Source organism: Streptomyces sp. YIM 130001 (assembly GCF_003574445.1).
GTDB lineage: Bacteria > Actinomycetota > Actinomycetes > Streptomycetales > Streptomycetaceae > Streptomyces.
The window spans coordinates 210835-226879 of record NZ_KZ984554.1 but is presented as its reverse complement, the minus strand read 5'-3'; the positions used below and the strand labels follow the sequence as shown (position 1 = coordinate 226879).

At 71.6% G+C, this 16045-nt stretch carries 15 protein-coding genes; 7 read left to right on the top strand and 8 right to left on the bottom strand.

All coding sequences use genetic code 11. The features are described 5' to 3' along the window. Positions 1 to 19: 19 nt before the first annotated feature. Both DSC45_RS14770 and DSC45_RS14765 read right to left on the bottom strand, forming a co-directional pair. Positions 20 to 1207 (bottom strand): lipid-transfer protein, encoded by a 1188-nt coding sequence (locus tag DSC45_RS14770; RefSeq protein ID WP_119290948.1) that lies wholly within the window; start codon positions 1205 to 1207, stop codon positions 20 to 22. A gap of 5 nt (positions 1208 to 1212) precedes the next feature. After that, complete coding sequence (locus tag DSC45_RS14765) at positions 1213 to 3366, bottom strand: acyl-CoA dehydrogenase family protein (RefSeq protein ID WP_119290947.1); 2154 nt, start codon at positions 3364 to 3366, stop codon at positions 1213 to 1215. A 135-nt stretch (positions 3367 to 3501) separates the two neighbouring features. On the opposite strand from DSC45_RS14765, the gene DSC45_RS14760 reads away from it, so the two are divergent. The 4 genes from DSC45_RS14760 to DSC45_RS14745 all read left to right on the top strand — a co-directional run bounded on the left by DSC45_RS14760 (position 3502) and on the right by DSC45_RS14745 (position 7383). Beyond that, positions 3502 to 4146 carry a class I SAM-dependent methyltransferase gene (locus tag DSC45_RS14760; protein WP_119290945.1) on the top strand — a complete coding sequence of 215 codons (645 nt, stop codon included), beginning with the start codon at positions 3502 to 3504 and terminating at the stop codon, positions 4144 to 4146. Between the two features lie 45 nt (positions 4147 to 4191). Further along, positions 4192 to 5172: an N-acetylmuramoyl-L-alanine amidase gene (locus DSC45_RS14755; protein ID WP_119290943.1), complete on the top strand. Its 981-nt coding sequence runs from the start codon at positions 4192 to 4194 to the stop codon at positions 5170 to 5172. Between the two features lie 147 nt (positions 5173 to 5319). After that, on the top strand, positions 5320 to 6198 hold the full coding sequence (locus DSC45_RS14750) for a hypothetical protein (RefSeq protein WP_119290941.1): 879 nt from the start codon (positions 5320 to 5322) through the stop codon (positions 6196 to 6198). A 174-nt stretch (positions 6199 to 6372) separates the two neighbouring features. Next, entirely contained in the window at positions 6373 to 7383 is a 1011-nt protein-coding gene (locus tag DSC45_RS14745; protein ID WP_119290940.1) for an LLM class F420-dependent oxidoreductase, read from the top strand. Between the two features lie 34 nt (positions 7384 to 7417). Here the strand turns inward: DSC45_RS14745 and DSC45_RS14740 are convergent, their stop codons facing one another. Next, on the bottom strand, positions 7418 to 8002 hold the full coding sequence (locus DSC45_RS14740) for a hypothetical protein (RefSeq protein WP_119290938.1): 585 nt from the start codon (positions 8000 to 8002) through the stop codon (positions 7418 to 7420). A gap of 200 nt (positions 8003 to 8202) precedes the next feature. On the opposite strand from DSC45_RS14740, the gene DSC45_RS14735 reads away from it, so the two are divergent. Next, positions 8203 to 8493, top strand: coding sequence for a hypothetical protein (locus tag DSC45_RS14735; protein WP_119290936.1), 291 nt, complete (start codon positions 8203 to 8205; stop codon positions 8491 to 8493). Between the two features lie 21 nt (positions 8494 to 8514). Here the strand turns inward: DSC45_RS14735 and DSC45_RS14730 are convergent, their stop codons facing one another. From DSC45_RS14730 to DSC45_RS14720, 3 genes are read right to left on the bottom strand one after another with little or no spacing between them, the layout of a single operon-like run. Next, positions 8515 to 9588: a prenyltransferase/squalene oxidase repeat-containing protein gene (locus DSC45_RS14730; RefSeq protein ID WP_119290934.1), complete on the bottom strand. Its 1074-nt coding sequence runs from the start codon at positions 9586 to 9588 to the stop codon at positions 8515 to 8517. Further along, entirely contained in the window at positions 9585 to 10358 is a 774-nt protein-coding gene (locus DSC45_RS14725) for a class I SAM-dependent methyltransferase (RefSeq protein ID WP_119290932.1), read from the bottom strand. The genes DSC45_RS14730 and DSC45_RS14725 overlap by 4 nt, the downstream gene beginning before the upstream one ends. Then, entirely contained in the window at positions 10358 to 11710 is a 1353-nt protein-coding gene (locus tag DSC45_RS14720; RefSeq protein WP_119290930.1) for a glycosyltransferase family 4 protein, read from the bottom strand. The genes DSC45_RS14725 and DSC45_RS14720 overlap by 1 nt, the downstream gene beginning before the upstream one ends. Before the next feature lie 274 nt (positions 11711 to 11984). Between DSC45_RS14720 and DSC45_RS14715 the strand changes: the two genes are divergently transcribed. Then, positions 11985 to 12611 (top strand): TetR family transcriptional regulator, encoded by a 627-nt coding sequence (locus DSC45_RS14715; protein WP_119290928.1) that lies wholly within the window; start codon positions 11985 to 11987, stop codon positions 12609 to 12611. A gap of 240 nt (positions 12612 to 12851) precedes the next feature. On the opposite strand, the gene DSC45_RS14710 is transcribed toward DSC45_RS14715, so the two are convergent. Both DSC45_RS14710 and DSC45_RS14705 read right to left on the bottom strand, forming a co-directional pair. Continuing rightward, positions 12852 to 13085, bottom strand: coding sequence for a ferredoxin (locus DSC45_RS14710; RefSeq protein ID WP_119290927.1), 234 nt, complete (start codon positions 13083 to 13085; stop codon positions 12852 to 12854). Between the two features lie 10 nt (positions 13086 to 13095). Next, positions 13096 to 14553: an aldehyde dehydrogenase gene (locus DSC45_RS14705; protein WP_119290925.1), complete on the bottom strand. Its 1458-nt coding sequence runs from the start codon at positions 14551 to 14553 to the stop codon at positions 13096 to 13098. Between the two features lie 394 nt (positions 14554 to 14947). On the opposite strand from DSC45_RS14705, the gene DSC45_RS14695 reads away from it, so the two are divergent. Further along, positions 14948 to 15988: a Strvi_7410 family MBL fold metallo-hydrolase gene (locus DSC45_RS14695; RefSeq protein ID WP_119290923.1), complete on the top strand. Its 1041-nt coding sequence runs from the start codon at positions 14948 to 14950 to the stop codon at positions 15986 to 15988. Positions 15989 to 16045 lie beyond the last annotated feature (57 nt).

The window sequence follows — 16045 nt, the reverse complement described above, 5'->3', positions numbered from 1 at the left end:
CCCCGGTCCCGCACCCCTGTTACGCCTTGCGCAGCAGGGTCACCACCGCGGCGCCGCCGAGCCCGATGTTGTGCGCGAGGCCGGTCCTGGCTCCCGTCACCTGCCGTGGTCCGGCGGTTCCGCGCAGTTGCCAGGTCAGTTCGGCCGCCTGCGCGAGACCGGTCGCGCCGAGCGGATGGCCCTTGGAGATCAGCCCGCCTGAGGGGTTGACCACCCAGCGTCCGCCGTACGTCGTCGCGCCGGACTCGACGAGTTTGCCGGACTCGCCGTCGGCGCACATGCCGAGCGCCTCGTAGGTGAGCAGCTCGTTGATGGAGAAGCAGTCGTGCAGTTCGACGACGTCCACGTCCTCGATGCCGAGGCCCGCACGCTCGTAGACCTGCCGGGCCGCGGCGCGAGACATGGGTTTGCCGACGACGTCGATGCAGGTCCCGGAGGCGAACGACTCCTCGGTGTCGGTCGTCATGGCCTGTGCGGCGATCTCGATCGCACGATCGCCGAGTCCGTGGCGTTCCACGAAGCGTTCGGAGGCGACCACGGCGGCCGCGGCTCCGTCGGACGTCGGCGAGCACTGGAGTTTGGTGAGGGGTTCGTGGACGGTCCTGGCCGCGAGGATCTCGTCGACCTCGTAGACGTCCTGGAACTGGGCGTACGGGTTGCCCGCCGAGTGCCGGTGGTTCTTGGCGCCGACCGCGGCGAGCTGCGCGGGCGTCGTTCCGTAGAGCTCCATGTGTTCGCGGGCCGCGTCGCCGAAGATCTGCGCGGTGGGCGGGGTCATCTCGAAGCCGTGCCCGGCGGCCATGATGCCGTAGTGGCGGGCGACGGGAGAGGTCTTGAAGTCCCCGCCGTCGCCGCCGCCCCCGAGCGCGCCGCGCGCCATCTCCTCGAAGCCGAGGGCCAGTACGCAGTCGTTGCCGCCCTCGACGAACTGGCGGGCCATCATCAGGGCGGTGGAGCCGGTCGCGCAGTTGTTGTTGACGTTGTAGACGGGCACGCCGGTGAGGCCCAGTGTGTAGACCGCGCGCTGACCTGCGGTGGAAGCCTGGAAGCAGTAGCCGACGGCGGCCTGCTCCACCAGGTCGTAGGCGATGCCCGCGTCGTCGAGCGCCTTGCCGCCGGCCTCCTCGGCCATGTCCCAGTACTGCCAGTCGCGCGATTCGGGCTTCTCGAACTTCGTCATGCCCACACCGACGAGGTACGCCTTCATAAGTCTCAGTCCCTTGGCAGGCCGAGGATGCGCTCGGCGACGACATTGAGCTGAACCTGGGTGGTGCCGCCCGCGATGGTCAGGCAGCGGGCGAGCAGGAAGCCGTGCACGGCCCGCTCGCCGGGCCCCTCGCGCAACGCCCCTTCCGGACCGAGGAGTTCGAGCGCCAGCTCGGCGACCTGCTGCTGGTGGACGGTCTGTACGAGCTTGCGCACGGAGGCTCCCGGCCCTGGATCGGCGCCTTCGACCTGCCGGAGCGTGGTGCGCAGCGAGATGCAGCCGAGCGCGTGGGCGTCGGCAGCGAGTGCACCGATCCGCGCCCGGCAGGCGCCGTCCAGGTCGCCCGAGCGGTCGATGAGCGCCTCGAGTCCGGTGTCGAACGTCAACTGGTCGGCCATGTGCACCCGTTCGTTGCCGAGCGTGTTGCGGGCGACCCGCCAGCCGTCGTTCACCTCGCCGACGACGGCGTCCGCGGGCAGCAGCGCGTCGTCGAAGTAGACCTCGTTGAAGAGGGAGTCGCCGGTCATCTCCTTGAGCGGCCTGATGTCGATGCCGTCGGTGCGCTTCATGTCGATGACGAAGTAGGTGAGCCCCTTGTGCTTCGGGGCATCGGGGTCGGTGCGGGCGAGCAGGATGCCGTGGTCGGCCCACTGGGCGGCGCTCGTCCACACCTTCTGGCCGTTGATCCGCCAGCGCCCGTCCGCGGTGCGTTCGGCCCGGGTGGTCAGGGACGCCAGGTCGGAACCCGCGCCCGGCTCGCTGAACAGCTGGCACCACAGGAGTTCCCCGCGCAGGGTCGGGCCGAGGTAGCGGTCCTGCTGCTCGGCGGTGCCGTAGGCGATCAGTGACGGGACCACCCAGGTGGCGATGCCCAGTTCACTCGGCCGGACTCCGGCCTCGGCCAACTCCTGTTGTACGGCGAGTTGTTCGACGGGCCCCGCGCCGAGTCCGTACGGCTCGGGCAGGTGCGGGGCCGCGTACCCGGTGGGCGCGAGCAGACGGCGGGCGGCGGCCGGGGCGAGGCCCGCGGCGGGGGCGATGGCCTCCCGGGCACCGGCGCGGAACTCGCTCGCCTCCGGGGGGAGTTCGAGGGTGAGAGCACGTCGCGTTCCGGACGCGGCGAGTCGTACGGCGCGCAGCCGGTGGGTGTCACCGGCGCCGAGCAGCTGCCGGGCGACCACGGCACGGCGCAGATACAGATGGGCGTCGTGCTCCCAGGTGAATCCGATACCGCCGAGGACCTGCACGCAGTCCTTGGCGCAGGAGTACGCGGCGTCCAGAGCACTGCCGGCCGCGAGTGCCGCGGTGAGTCCGCGGACGTCCGGGGCCGCGTCGTCGAGCGCCCGGCTCGCGTCCCAGACCAGGGCGCGGGCCGCTTCCAGGCGGACCAGCATGTCGGCGCAGAGGTGCTTGACGGCCTGGAAGCGGCCGATGGGGCGTCCGAACTGCTCGCGCACCTTGGCGTGTTCGGTGGCGGTGGCGAGCGCCCAGTCGGCCGTGCCGCAGGCGTCGGCGGCGAGGAGTACGCCGGCGAAGTCCCGTACGAGAGCCGTGTCGAGGTCCAGGAGCCGGGACCGCGGTACCCGGACGCCGTCCGCGCGCACCTCGGCGGTCGGCCGGGTCGGGTCGGCGCTCTCCTGAGCGCGTACGGCGAGCGTCCCGGCGTCGACCGCGGCCCACACAGTCCCCTCGGCACTCTCCGCGGCGAGCAGCAGCAGATCGGCCTCGGCGCCGGAGAGTACGGGCGGGGCGGTGCCGTCGAGTACGAGCCCGTCACCGTCCACGACGGCCGTGAGGGAGCCGGGGCCGAGCGCCACGGCGGCGATGCGCTCCACGGTGGCGAGCTCTCCCGCTCCGGCGCGGGCGAGCAGTGCCGCGGCCAGCACATGCGCGAGGAACGGGCCGGGCAGTGCGCCCCGGGCGGCCTCCTCGACGACGACGGCCAGATCGGTCATGTCACCGCCCTGGCCGCCCAGTTGATCCGGCAGGTGGATGCCGGTGAGCCCCTGGGCGACGGCCTGGTCCCAGTAGCCGGGCCGGCCCGGCGGCGCGGCGGAGTCGAGCAGTTTACGGGTCTCTTCGGGTGGCATGGCGCGGGCGGCCCAGCCGCGTACGGCATCGGCCAGTTCACGGTGTTCCTGCGTGATTCCGATCCCCATGCGGCGCAGAGTAGAACACGTTTCATTCTGACGGAAGGTCAGATGCACGGCCGCTCGGCCGCCCCCACCTCGGGACCGCCCCGGCCGTACGGCAGCATGGGGCCTCCTCATACGCGTACGACCAGGAGGAACGCCATGAACCTGGGGACCGGGCCGGAAGTTCTCGCCGCCTTCGAGGCCGCCAAGGGGTTCATGCCCGCCGACGAGGGCCTCGCTCTGCACGCCGCGGCCACCGAGGCCGCCGCACTCGGCCTGCCGCTGCTCGAGGTCGGCACGTACTGCGGACGTTCCACGATCCTGCTGGCCGATGCCGCCCGGAGCGGCGGCGTGAGCGCCGTCACCGTCGACCACCACCGGGGCAGCGAGGAGCAGCAGCCCGGCTGGGAGTACCACGATCCGACCGTGGTGGACCCCGAGCTCGGCCTGATGGACACCCTGCCCACCTTCCGCCGCACGCTGCACCGGGCCGGCCTCGAGGACCACGTGATCGCGATGGTCGGCCGCTCCCCCGCGATCGCCCGTGTCTGGAACAGCCCGCTCGGCCTCGTCTTCATCGACGGCGGCCACACCGACGAGCACGCGGCCGGCGACTACGAGGGCTGGGCGCCGCACCTCGCGCAGGGCGGCCTGCTCGTCATCCACGACGTCTTCCCCGACCCGGCGGACGGCGGCCAGGCCCCGTACCGGATCTATCGGCGCGCTCTGGAATCCGGTGCCTTCGATGAGATCTCCGTCACGAACTCCCTGCGCGTACTGAGGCGTACGCGGCCCGGGATCTGAGAACTCTTCGCACCGGTCGAGCGGCCAGGGCCTACCCTCTGAGGCGTGTCGTACGACGATCCCGACAGCCCGCCCCCCACCGGTCGCCGTCCGTTCCGCCGTGGTGGCGCCTATGTGGCCGTGGCCGCGCTGGTGCCGGCCGGCCTCGCGGGGTGGCTCCTGTGGCAGGTGACGAGCGGGTCCGAAGAGCAGGGCGCATCCACCGGGGCGCAGTCCACGGCGAGCCCGACCGCGGACAGCACCGAGGCCCCCGGAAGCCGCAGCCCGTCACCGTCCCGGGAACATTCCGGAGACAAGGGCGAGGACGACAACAAGGGCGACAAAGCGGGCGCGGAGTCGCCGGAGAAGGACGGCCCCCTCAAGGGCAGGGTCGTCGTCATCGACCCGGGTCACAATCCGAACAACTTCCGGCATCCGAAGGACATCGCCCGCCTCGTCGACATCGGGACGAACCGCAAGGAGTGCGACACGACGGGCACCTCCACCAATGACGGTTACACGGAAGCCGAGTTCACCCTCGACGTGGCGCACCGCCTGCGCGACGCCCTCCGCGAGCAGGGCGCCTCGGTCCGCCTGACGCACGACGGCGACCGGAATCACGGCCCCTGCGTGGACGAGCGCGCCCGCATCGGCAACGAGGCGAACGCGGACGCCGTCGTCTCCCTGCACGCGGACGGCTCCGGCGCGGGCAACCGCGGCTTCCACGTGATCACCCCGGCAAAGGTGAGCGGAGGCGCCGCCGACACCGGTAGGATCGCCGGGCCTTCGCGCGACCTGGGCGCGCGCATCGCGGGCGGTTTCGTCCGTAGCACGGGCAGCAAACCGTCCAACTACATCGGTTCGGGTACGGGACTTGACGTCCGCGACGACCTCGGCGGGCTCAATCTGTCCAAGGTGCCCAAGGTGTTCGTCGAATGCGGCAATATGCGCGACCCGAAGGATGCCGCTCTCGTGAAGAGCGCCGACTGGCGCCAGAAGGCGGCGAACGGCATCTCCTCGGGCATCGCCGGGTTCCTCGAGGGGTAGTGCTCCGAGGTCTTTATACAGAGCAGACACCCCAGCCGACCGGGCGATAGTGTCATCCGTAGCATGGGTGGCCACCCCCGCGCTTCGCACCCTGTGACGGCGACAGCGACGCCTTACGAACCGACGACCGACGACAAAGGATCCGAAGTGAATTTCCGCTCTCTCACGCGAGGCGACGGCGCGGTGATCGCAGCAGCGGTGTTGCTGTTGATCGCCTCCTTCCTCGACATCTACGCAGTCGAGGACGCCCCGAGCGACTTCGAGCTCCCCAACGCCTGGGAAAGCGCTCCCGTACTGATGGGCGTCACCCTCGCCGGAATCATCGGTGCCGCGCTCATCATCGTGGGCCGCGCGACGCCGCAGCCTCGTAAGGTGGCCGGCCTCGACCTCGGCCAGCTGGGCATCGCCTTCGCCGTGTTCTCGGCCTGGAGCGCGATCGCCAACGCCCTCGACCCGAGCGGCGGCGCCAACAACGTCGGCGGCTCCAGCGCCGACGGCCCGGACCTCGGCATCGGCCTCATCCTCGGCCTGATCGCCGCGCTCGTGCTGGCCGCCGCCGCGGTCGCCACCCCGCTGGTCCCCGCCCTCAAGGCCGGCCTCCTGGGCGCCCCGCGCCCGGCCGGCCCGCAGGGTGGCCAGCCGCCCTACGGCGGTCAGCCGCAGGGCGGTTACGGCTACCCGGGTGCCCAGCAGCAGGGCCAGCCCTTCGGCGGCCAGCCGCAGCAGGGTGGCCAGTCGTTCGGCGGGCCCGGCCCGCAGGGCGGTCCCCAGCCGATGGGCCAGCAGGCTCCGCAGCAGGCGCAGCAGCAGCCGGCGCCCCCGCAGGGCGACTTCTCCCCGTTCTGGTTCGCGGTCCCCGTCCCGCGTCCGCTGTACGCCGAGGACGGCAACCCGGCGCCGATCGCCGAGCTGGCGCCCGGCACCTGGTACCTCGCGGTCGAGCAGCGCGGCCCCGGCCTCGTCGCCCAGACCCAGGACGGCCGTCGTGGTGTCCTGCAGGACACCACGGGCATCCAGCGCGGCTGATTGCCGACGCCCGCTCAGCAGCACACCGAAGGCCCCGTCCCCTGCGGACGGGGCCTTCGGCCGTTCCCGGCACCGGGACACCGTTGCCATGTCCCGTACCCCGCCGTACAGTTCGGGCGAATTGACGGGGCGTCAGAATCGGATGCCGGTCCAGCGACCGACCAGGGAGGACTCATGCGGCTAGGCCTCGCACTCGGCTACTGGGGCCGGGGACCGGACCCCGGTCACCTCGAACTGGCCCAGGAGGCCGAGCGGTTGGGCTATCACTCGGTGTGGACGGCCGAGGCCTGGGGCTCCGACGCCTTCACCCCGCTCACCTGGATCGCCGCACACACCTCGCGGATCGAACTGGGCACCGCCGTGGCCCAGATGGCGGCCCGCACCCCCACCGCGACCGCGATGCACGCGCTCACCCTCGACCACCTCTCGGGCGGCCGGGCGGCCCTCGGTCTCGGCCTGTCCGGGCCGCAGGTGGTGGAGGGCTGGTACGGGCGGCCGTTCCCGAAGAGCCCGCTGACCGCGACCCGCGAGTACGTCGACGTGATCCGCCAAGTCCTTGACCGCGAGGGGCCGGTGGCGCTCGACGGCCGCTTCCACTCCCACCCCTACAACGGCCCCGACGGCACCGGCCTCGGCAAACCCCTCAAGCCGATCACCCACCCGCTCCGCCGCGAACTGCCCGTCCTGCTCGGCGCGGAGGGCCCGAAGAACATCGCCCAGACCACCCGTATCGCGGACGGCTGGCTGCCGCTGTACTGGTCGCCGATGCGCGCCGACGTGTACGAGGCGTCCCTGACCGACCTGCGCGAGGGCTTCCGTATCGCCCCCATGGCGCGGGTCACGGTCTGCGACGACGTGGCGGAGGGGCTGCTGCCGGTGAAGGCGATGCTCGGCTTCTACATCGGCGGGATGGGGCACGCGGCGCGCAATTTCCACGCCGACCTGATGGCCCGGATGGGATTCGAGGAGGAGGCGCGGCGGGTGCAGCAGCTGTTCGCCGAAGGGCGCCGGGAGGAGGCCGTACTGGCCGTCCCGGACGCCTTCGCGGACGAGATCTCGCTGGTCGGACCTCGTGAACGGATCGCGGAGCGCCTGGAGTTGTGGCGCAAGGGACCGGTCACCGACCTGCTCGCCCTGTCTCCCGATCCGCACTCGCTGCGCGTTCTGGCCGAGCTGAACTCGTAGGCCGTTCCCAGCGGCGTGACGCCGTGCGGCCCGGTCAGCCGCCGGTGAGCTGCTTGGTCGACGGGACCTTGTCGACGACCTCGGCGCCCGCGTCCTTGCCCGCGCCCTTGACCTTGTTGATCACATCGTCGAAGATTCCGGCCGCCGAGTCGGTGCCCTGCCCCTTGCGGAGCTTGGACGGCAGGTCCTTGAGGGACTCGATGCCGGCGGTCAGCGGCGCCACCGCCTTGGAGAGCGTCGGGTCACCCTTCGCGTTCTTCGAGGCCGCCTTCAGGCGGTTGTACGTGAACGCGCCGGCGAGACCTGCCTTGATCATGGCGAACCTGCGGCCGCTCGCGCCCTTCTTGAACTTGCCGGCCTTCGCGGGCTTGATGATCCACTGGTACGCGGCCCCGGCGGCGAGCCCCGCGTTCGCCACGAAGCGGGTCTTGGCGAGCTTCTGCCGCTTCACCGAAGCGCTGGGCGTCGGAGTGGGCTCGGCGACCGCCGCCACCTTCGCGGTGCGGCCCTCGGCCTTGGTTCCCCCACTGCCCCCGCCGCAGGCGGTGGTGCCCGCGAGCAGGGCACAGCACAGGGTGAGAGCGACGAAGAGCCTGCGTATCGGCACAGCACTGGGCACGACGGACCTCCTGGGAACGGGAAGACCCGGGCCGGCACTCGCCGGCCGGGCACAGTTCGCAGCCTCGCCCGGCGCCCCTCGCTCCGCCACTCGGGCGAGCCCGTCCGGGGTACGCGCCGCCTACCGCAAGGGCCGTAGGTGAATCAGCCGATCCGCGACCGCCGCGTTTCCCTCCGGTCCGGAACGGTTACCCGCCGTATATGTCCTCGCATCGCAGCGGCACCCACAAGGCCGGAAAAGTCATCGCGCTGGTCGCCGACATCCTCGCGGCCGTCATCCTGCTGTGGATCCTGATGTACCTCCTGGACGCCAACCCCGCCAACGAACTGGTGCAGTTCGCCCATGACTCGGCCCGCTGGCTGGCGGGCTGGTCGCACGACCTGTTCACCTTCGACGAGGAGTGGGCCCGCGTCGTGGCCGGTTACGGCCTCGCGGCCGTGGTCTATCTGTTCATCGGGCACGCGGTGGCCGGACGAGTACGCCGCCACTGAGCCCGGGGGCCCACGTGTGCCTCACACCGTGCAGCACTCCGGGTGGAGCCCGGTGGGCAGGCGGCCGGCGCCGAAGACGGCGCAGGTCGCCTCGTCCCCGCCGAGGGCTGCCGCGGCGAGCAGCACCGCGCCCGCGGTCCAGGTGGTGAGCTCCTCGGGCCAGACGGCGTCCGCGTCGAAGACGTAGCCCGTCCAGTACAGACCGGAGGGCTCGTGGCGCAGCCGCTGGATGGACCGCAGGATCTCCAGGGAGCGGTCGGACTCCCCCACCACCCACAGGGCCAGGGCGAGTTCGGCACTCTCACCGCCGGTGACCCAGGGGTTGGGCACCACACAGCGCACGCCACGGCCGGGTACCACGAAGCGGTCCCAGCCCTCGGCGATCCGCGCCTTGGCGCTCTCGCCGGTCAGGGCGCCGCCGAGGACCGGGTAGTACCAGTCCATCGAGTAGCGGCCCTTGTCGAGGAAGCGCTCGGGGTGCTCGCGGATCGCGTGCCCGAGCGTGCCGGCCGCCAACTCCCAGTCGGGCTGGGGTTCTTCGCGTTCCTCGGCGATGGCGAGGGCGCACCGCAGGGCCTGGTAGACGGAGGAGCAGCCGGTCAGCAGGGCGTCGGTGACGGCCGTGCCGTCCGGCTCCCGCTTCCAGCCGATCTCGCCGCCGGGCTGCTGCAGGGCCAGCACCCAGGCGACGGCGCGGCGTACGGAAGGCCAGAGGCGGTCGAGGAAGGGCTCGTCGCCGGTGGCCAGGTAGTGGTGCCAGACGCCGACGGCGAGGTACGCACAGAAGTTGGACTCCGCGCTGCGGTCGGTGGGTTCGTTGGCGTCGCCGTCGGCGTAGGCCGCGTACCAGGAGCCGTCGGGGTTCTGGTGCCGGGCCAGCCAGTCGTAGGCGCGCTCGGCGGCGGCGTGCTCGCCGGCCGCGTCGAGCGCCATGGCGGCCTCGGTGTGATCCCACGGGTCGAGGTGATGACCGCGGAACCACGGGATGGCACCGTCCTCGCGCTGGACTTCGAGGATGCCGCGCACGGTCCGTGCGGCCTGGTCGGGAGTGAGGACTCCGGGCAGTACGAGATGGTCCGTCCGGGGTGTCGTCACTGGGCGGCCACCTGGGCGGTCTCGGGAGCGGGCTCGGGCCTGGCCGCGGCCTCGGGGAGCTTCGGCTTGGTGGCGTAGGCGACGAAGCTCTTGCCGATCAGGGGGTTGAGCGCCTGCTCGGCGACCTTGGTGGCCAGCGGCTTCTTCATGATGTCCCAGACCAGGAGCTTGTGGTACGCCCGCACCGGCAGCGCCTTGTCGTTGTCCACGCCGAAGGCGCACTTCAGCCACCAGTACGGGGAGTGCAGTGCGTGCGCGTGGTGGGTGCCGTACGGCCGCAGGCCGGCCTCGCGCATCCGGCCGAGGAGCTGCTCGGCCTTGTAGATGCGGATGTGCCCGCCCTCGACCTCGTGGTACGCGTCGCTGAGCGTCCAGCAGACCTTCTCCGGGCCGTAGCGGGGGACGGTCACCGCGATGCGGCCGCCGGGCCGCAGGACGCGGACCATCTCGGCGAGGACGCCCTTGTCGTCGGGGATGTGCTCCATGACCTCGGAGATGATCACCACGTCGAAGGAGGCGTCCGGGAAAGGCAGGGCGAGCGCGTCGCCCTCCATCGCGGTGGCGGTGGCACCTGCCGGCGCTTCGCCCGCCTCCTTCATCGCGGCGAACCAGGTGGCGACCTCGCGGATCTCCTCCGCGTTCTGGTCGAGTGCGACGACCTGGGCGCCCCGCCGGTAGCACTCGAAGGCGTGCCGTCCGGCGCCGCAGCCAAGATCGAGCACACGGTCGCCGGCGGCCAGCGGGAAGCGGGAGAAGTCGACGGTCAGCATCAGTAGTTGCTCCTGGTGGGCGTCCCTGCTGCCAAAGCAGGACCTGAGGGGCGCGCCGGTGCACGGCGCGCGGACGAGTGGCGGTCGATGGCCTCGCGGTAGCGCTCGGCGGTGCCTTCGGCGGCGCGGGCCCAGGTGAAGCGGCTCAGCACGCGGTCGCGGCCCGCCCTGCCGAGCCGCGCGCGCAACTCGGGATCCCCGAGGAGGCGGCCGAGCGCGGTGGCCAGTGCGCCGGCGTCGCCCGGCGACACCGCGAGACAGCTCTCGCCGTCGGTCCCGGCGACTTCGGGGATGGCGCCGCCGGTGGTCGCGACCAGCGGGGTGCCGGTCGCCATGGCCTCGGCGGCGGGCAGCGAGAAGCCCTCGTACAGCGAGGGCACGCAGGACACTTCGGCGGAGCGGACCAGGTCGACGAGTTCGGCGTCCGAGATCCCCTTCACGAACTCGACGGCGTCCTGCAGTCCGTAGCGTTCGATGGCCTGGGCGACCGGGCCGTCCTCGGCACGCTTGCCCACCACCACGAGATGGGCGTCGGGGTGCTCGGTGCGCAGCTTGGCGAGGGCCTCGACCAGGTACACCAGGCCTTTGAGGGGGACGTCGGCGCTCGAGGTGGTGACGATCCGGCCCGGTACCTGGGGGACGGAGGGGTCGGGCGAGAAGAGGTCGGTGTCGGCGCCGATGTGGACGACGTCGATGCGGTCGTCGCGTACGCCGAGGTGGTCGATGATCTCCTTGCGGGAGGTTCCGGAGACGGTGAGCACGGACGGCAGTCTGCGGGCCACCCGGCGCTGCATCCGCGTGAAGCCGTACCAGCGGCGTACCGAGGCACGTCCCAACCACCCGGTGGCGGCGTCGAGTTCGAGCTTGCGGTCGACGGTGATGGGGTGGTGGATGGTGGTGACCAGGGGGGCGCCGAGTTCACCGAGCAGCCCGTATCCGAGGGTCTGGTTGTCGTGCACGACGTCGAACTGCCCACTGCGGGCGGCCAGATGGCGCTTGGCGCGCAGCGAGAACGTCAGCGGCTCCGGGAAGCCGCCGGTGCGCATGGTGGCGAACTCGACGGCGTCCACCCAGTCGCGGAACTCGCCGCGGCGCGGGGTGCGGAACGGGTCGGGGCTGCGGTAGAGGTCGAGGCTCGGCAGTTCGGTAAGGGTGACGCCCTCGTCGAGCACCGGGTAGGGCTGCGCACCGATCACCTCGACCTGGTGGCCGAGCCGCGCGAGCTCACGGGACAGATGGCGTACGTAGACGCCCTGGCCCCCGCAGAACGGGTTTCCCTTGTACGACAGGAGCGCGATCCGCAGCGGACGCCGGCCGTCGGGCGGCGAGCCCGTTCCGGGGCCTGACTCCATGGCCTCAGCGGTCACTCACGGCCCCCTTCTTCCTGCGGTTCCCGTGAGATTACGCGGGACGCTAACCTAGAACAAGTTACAGACTTGATCGTTCGAGGAGCTCCGAATCTACCGGCTGGTAGCCCGGCCGGGCGCCCGGGGTCGGGTGATTCGCGCCACGGCGCGACGCCCTGTCATCCTGGGCCCTGCGCGGCCGGGGGGCGCAGTGCGGGAAGCACACCCGCCCCCTGTCCCACCACTGGAACCCCCGAGCGAGAACCGCGGAACGGGACAGATGACTGCAGACGCGAAGAACTCCGGTGCCACCACCCCTGCCCTGACGGAGCGTCAAGAAGCGCGCCGGCGGCGCATTCTCCATGCGAGCGCCCAGCTGGCCAGCAAGGGCGGCTTCGACGCCGTGCAGATGCGTGAGGTGGCGGAGTCGTCCGGGGTCGCGCTCGGCACCCTGTACCGCTACTTCCCCTCCAAGGTGCACCTCCTGGTCGCGACCATGCAGGACCAGCTCGGCCATATGCACGGCACGATCCGCAAGCGTCCGCCGGGCGGCGACACCGCGGCCGAACGGGTGGCCGAGACGCTGATGCGGGCCTTCAGGGCACTGCAGCGCGAGCCGCATCTCGCGGACGCCATGGTGCGCGCCCTGACCTTCGCCGACCGCAGTGTCAGCCCCGAGGTGGACACCGTCTCCCGCCTGACCACCGCGATCATCCTGGACGCGATGGGCCTGGAGGACGGCCCGAGCCCCGAGCAGCTCTCCGCGGTCCGGGTGATCGAGCACACCTGGCACTCGGCCCTGATCACCTGGCTGTCGGGGCGCGCCTCGATCGCCCAAGTCAAGATCGACATCGCGACGGTGTGCCGACTGATCGACCTGACGTCACAGGCACCGGACGAGTCCTAGGCCGGGTCCGGGCCGGATCGGACACCCGGGGCGGGCTGCACCACCGCGTACACCTGGGCACTCACCCACCTCCTCCTCGGGCACCCCGATCACCGCGGCCGCGGCCACCGCACGTCAACCCGTACTCGGCCAAAGGGCCGTACGTGTACCGGAGTTGAGCATCGGAGCCGGTCCGGGTGCGCGCGGCGCGCTCAACGGGTGAACCGCCGTCAGCGGCACTCGGCACTGGTGCGGCGGCGCTCAGTCCTCCGGCGGGAACACCGGATCCCCCGACCCCAGGAGCGCGATCGTGATCGCCTCCACCGGGCAGCCCTCCGCCGCGGTGAGGATCTCCTCGGCCGCGTCCGGCTCCGGATCCTTGGGCCGGGACTGGCGAGCGGTGTCGAGGGCGAAGGCCTCCGGAGCGGTGTTCACGCACATCCCCGAGCCGATGCACACGCCCCGGTCCACCTCGACCTGCCAGCGGTCACCCATCGCCCCCACCTCATCCCTCGTAGTCGGCCGGCAGGTGGATCATCTTGTGCTCGAAGAACTCGCCGTACCCCTCGGGGCCGAACTCGCGCCCGATACCGGAGTTCTTGTAGCCGCCGAACGGGCCGAGCATGTCGAGGCTGAAGGTGTTGACGCTGTAGGTACCGGTGCGCACCCGCCGGGCGATGTCCACGCCGCGTTCGGTGTCCGCGGTCCAGACGCTGCCGGAGAGCCCGTACTCGGAGTCGTCGGCGATGCGTACCGCCTCGTCCTCGTCGCCGTACGGGAGCAGGCAGATCACCGGGCCGAAGATCTCCTCGCGGGCGATCCGCATCCCGTTGTCCACGTCGCCGAACAGGGTCGGCTCGACGTACCAGCCCCGGTCGAGGCCGGTCGGACGACCCCCGCCGGTGAGGATCTTCGCGCCCTCCTCCTGGCCGATACGGATGTAGTCGAGCGAGCGCTGCTGCTGGCGCCGGGCGACGAGCGGGCCGAGTTCGGTCGCGGGGTCGAGCGGGTCGCCGGTCCTCAGGGCACCGGCCGCGGCGGCGAAGGCCTCGGCGAACTCGTCGTAGCGACTGCGCGGGACGAGGATGCGGGTCTGCGCGACGCAGGCCTGTCCGTTGATCATCCAGGCGAAGGGGACGATGCCGCCGACCGCGGTCGCGGCGTCGGCGTCCGGCAGCACGATCGCGGCGGACTTGCCGCCCAGTTCGAGGGTGACCCGGCTGAGGTTGCGGGCGGCGACCTCCATCACGCGCTTGCCCGCGGCGACCGAGCCGGTGAACGAGACCTTGTCCACGTCCGGGTGACCGACCAGGTACTCGCTGACCTCGCGGTCCGCCGGGATGATCGACAGGACGCCCTCCGGCAGCCCCGCCTCGGCGGCGATCTCGGCGAGCAGATACGCGTCGAGCGGGGTCTCGGGCGACACCTTCAGGACCGCGGTGCAGCCGGCCAGGAGTGCCGGGGCGAGCTTGGCGGCGGCGGTGAACTGCGGGACGTTCCACGGCACTACGGCGGCCACGACTCCGACCGGTTCGCGGCGCAGCAGGAGTTTGCCGAGGGCGCCGTCGCGCTGCTCCTCGTAGGTGAAGTCCCGTGCCGTGGCGATCGCGGAGTCCCAGACCATCATCGCGGCGAGGGCCTGGACCATGACGCTCGAGCTGTAGGGCGTGCCGTTCTCGGAGCTGATGACCCGGGCGAACTCCTCGTGGCGGGCGGTGAAGGCGTCCTTGATCCTGGTCACCACCTCGATCCGCTCCTCGAGCGTCGTACGGGGCCACGGCCCTTCGTCGAAGGCCTTGCGCGCGGCGGCGACCGCCCGGTCGACGTCCGCGGGCGCCGCGTGCGGGACGCGGCCGATGACCTCCTCGGTGTGCGGGGAGATCACTTCGATCACGTCCCGGCCCAAGGGGTCGGTCAGCTCTCCGCCGATGAACAGCTTTCCGTGTTCCACGAGCTCCGTCATGGCCGACTGCCTCCTGCGGGGCGGTTTCTGACACCGTTTCAGGCTTCACCGGAACTGATACCAGTTCTAGTTGGAGGAGTCGAGGGAGACGACATCCCCGGCTGGGGCGCGTACCGTCGCGTGATCAACGCCTCAGGCGGAACGATGGACTTGGGCGACTATTGAAACTAGTTCTAGTGGGCGTCCGGGAAGTCCTGTGCGATGCCCGCGGTGTCCGGTGCGTGCTCTCGGCGTGTGGGCCGCCCGTCCTTGCAGTGAGTCTGCTCGGACATGCGGCCGGTGCGGCGAGCGTGCGTGCCGGGCGCCGTGGGTGCCGTGCGGGACTTCCCGAACACCCCCTGGTTCGTGGAGGCCGGGGCCACGGGATCCGACGGCGCAGAGACGAGGACCGTCCATGACACAGGTGACCGAGCACGGCGGCGGCGTATGGAGCATCCGGGTGCCCATCCCGGACAACCCGCTGGGCCACACCCTGGTCCACCTCGTCGACACCGACCTCGGCCCGGTGCTGATCGACACCGGCTGGGACGACGCCGAGTCCTGGGACACCCTGGTGGCCGGGCTCGCCGCCTGCGGCGTCTCCGTCACCGAGCTGCACGGCATGGTGATCACTCACCACCATCCGGACCACCACGGTCTCTCCGGCCGGGTCCGCGAGGCGTCCGGCGCCTGGATCGCCATGCACGCGGCGGACACCGAGGTGGTCCGCCGCACCCGGGAGCAGACCGCCGGCGGCTGGGCCGGCTATCTGGTCGAGCGCCTCGCCCTGGCCGGTGCGCCGCCCGAGCATCTGGCCCCGCTCGTCACCGCCCGCGACGGGGGCCGGCTACGCACGGTGCCCGGCCTGGACGCGGCCCTGCCCGACCGCGAGATCACCCCCGGCGACCTGCTCGACCTGCCGGGCCGCCGGCTGCGCGCGATCTGGACTCCCGGCCACACCCCGGGCCATGTCTGCCTGCACCTGGAGGAGGACCATCCGGCCGCTCTGCCCGGCCGCGGCCGGCTCTTCTCCGGCGACCATCTGCTGCCGGAGATCTCTCCGCACATCGGCCTGTACGAGGACCCGGCCGAACCCACCGGGTCCGCCGATCCGCTCGGCGACTACCTCGACTCGCTCGAACGCATCGGGCGGCTGGGCGTGGCCGAGGTGCTGCCCGCGCACCAGTACGCGTTCACCGACTCGGCCGGCCGGGTCCGCGCCCTGCTCGACCACCACGAGGCCCGGCTCAGGGACCTGCTCGTCCTGCTCGCCGAGCCGCTCACCCTGTGGCAGACCACCGAGCGGATGGAGTGGAACCGCCCCTGGGACCGCATCCCGTACGGCTCCAAGAACATCGCCGTATCCGAGGCCGAGGCGCATCTGCGGCGTCTGGTGAAGCTCGGGCACGTGGAGACCGTGCCGGGCAGCGATCCGGTGCGCTATCAGACGGTGTGAGGGGCGCGGAGGCACGGCACCGTCGGAGCGCCGGTCATGAAGCGGAGAGGCGGAATG

Bases quoted from the DNA above. Each gene is read 5' to 3' on its own strand.
- DSC45_RS14770 (WP_119290948.1), bottom strand. From the start codon at position 1,207: ATGAAGGCGTACCTCGTCGGTGTGGGCATGACGAAGTTCGAGAAGCCC.
- DSC45_RS14765 (WP_119290947.1), bottom strand. From the start codon at position 3,366: ATGGGGATCGGAATCACGCAGGAACACCGTGAACTGGCCGATGCCGTA.
- DSC45_RS14760 (WP_119290945.1), top strand. From the start codon at position 3,502: ATGAACCTGGGGACCGGGCCGGAAGTTCTCGCCGCCTTCGAGGCCGCC.
- DSC45_RS14745 (WP_119290940.1), top strand. From the start codon at position 6,373: ATGCGGCTAGGCCTCGCACTCGGCTACTGGGGCCGGGGACCGGACCCC.
- DSC45_RS14735 (WP_119290936.1), top strand. From the start codon at position 8,203: ATGTCCTCGCATCGCAGCGGCACCCACAAGGCCGGAAAAGTCATCGCG.
- DSC45_RS14725 (WP_119290932.1), bottom strand. From the start codon at position 10,358: ATGCTGACCGTCGACTTCTCCCGCTTCCCGCTGGCCGCCGGCGACCGT.
- DSC45_RS14720 (WP_119290930.1), bottom strand. From the start codon at position 11,710: ATGGAGTCAGGCCCCGGAACGGGCTCGCCGCCCGACGGCCGGCGTCCG.
- DSC45_RS14715 (WP_119290928.1), top strand. From the start codon at position 11,985: ATGACTGCAGACGCGAAGAACTCCGGTGCCACCACCCCTGCCCTGACG.
- DSC45_RS14710 (WP_119290927.1), bottom strand. From the start codon at position 13,085: ATGGGTGACCGCTGGCAGGTCGAGGTGGACCGGGGCGTGTGCATCGGC.
- DSC45_RS14705 (WP_119290925.1), bottom strand. From the start codon at position 14,553: ATGACGGAGCTCGTGGAACACGGAAAGCTGTTCATCGGCGGAGAGCTG.
- DSC45_RS14695 (WP_119290923.1), top strand. From the start codon at position 14,948: ATGACACAGGTGACCGAGCACGGCGGCGGCGTATGGAGCATCCGGGTG.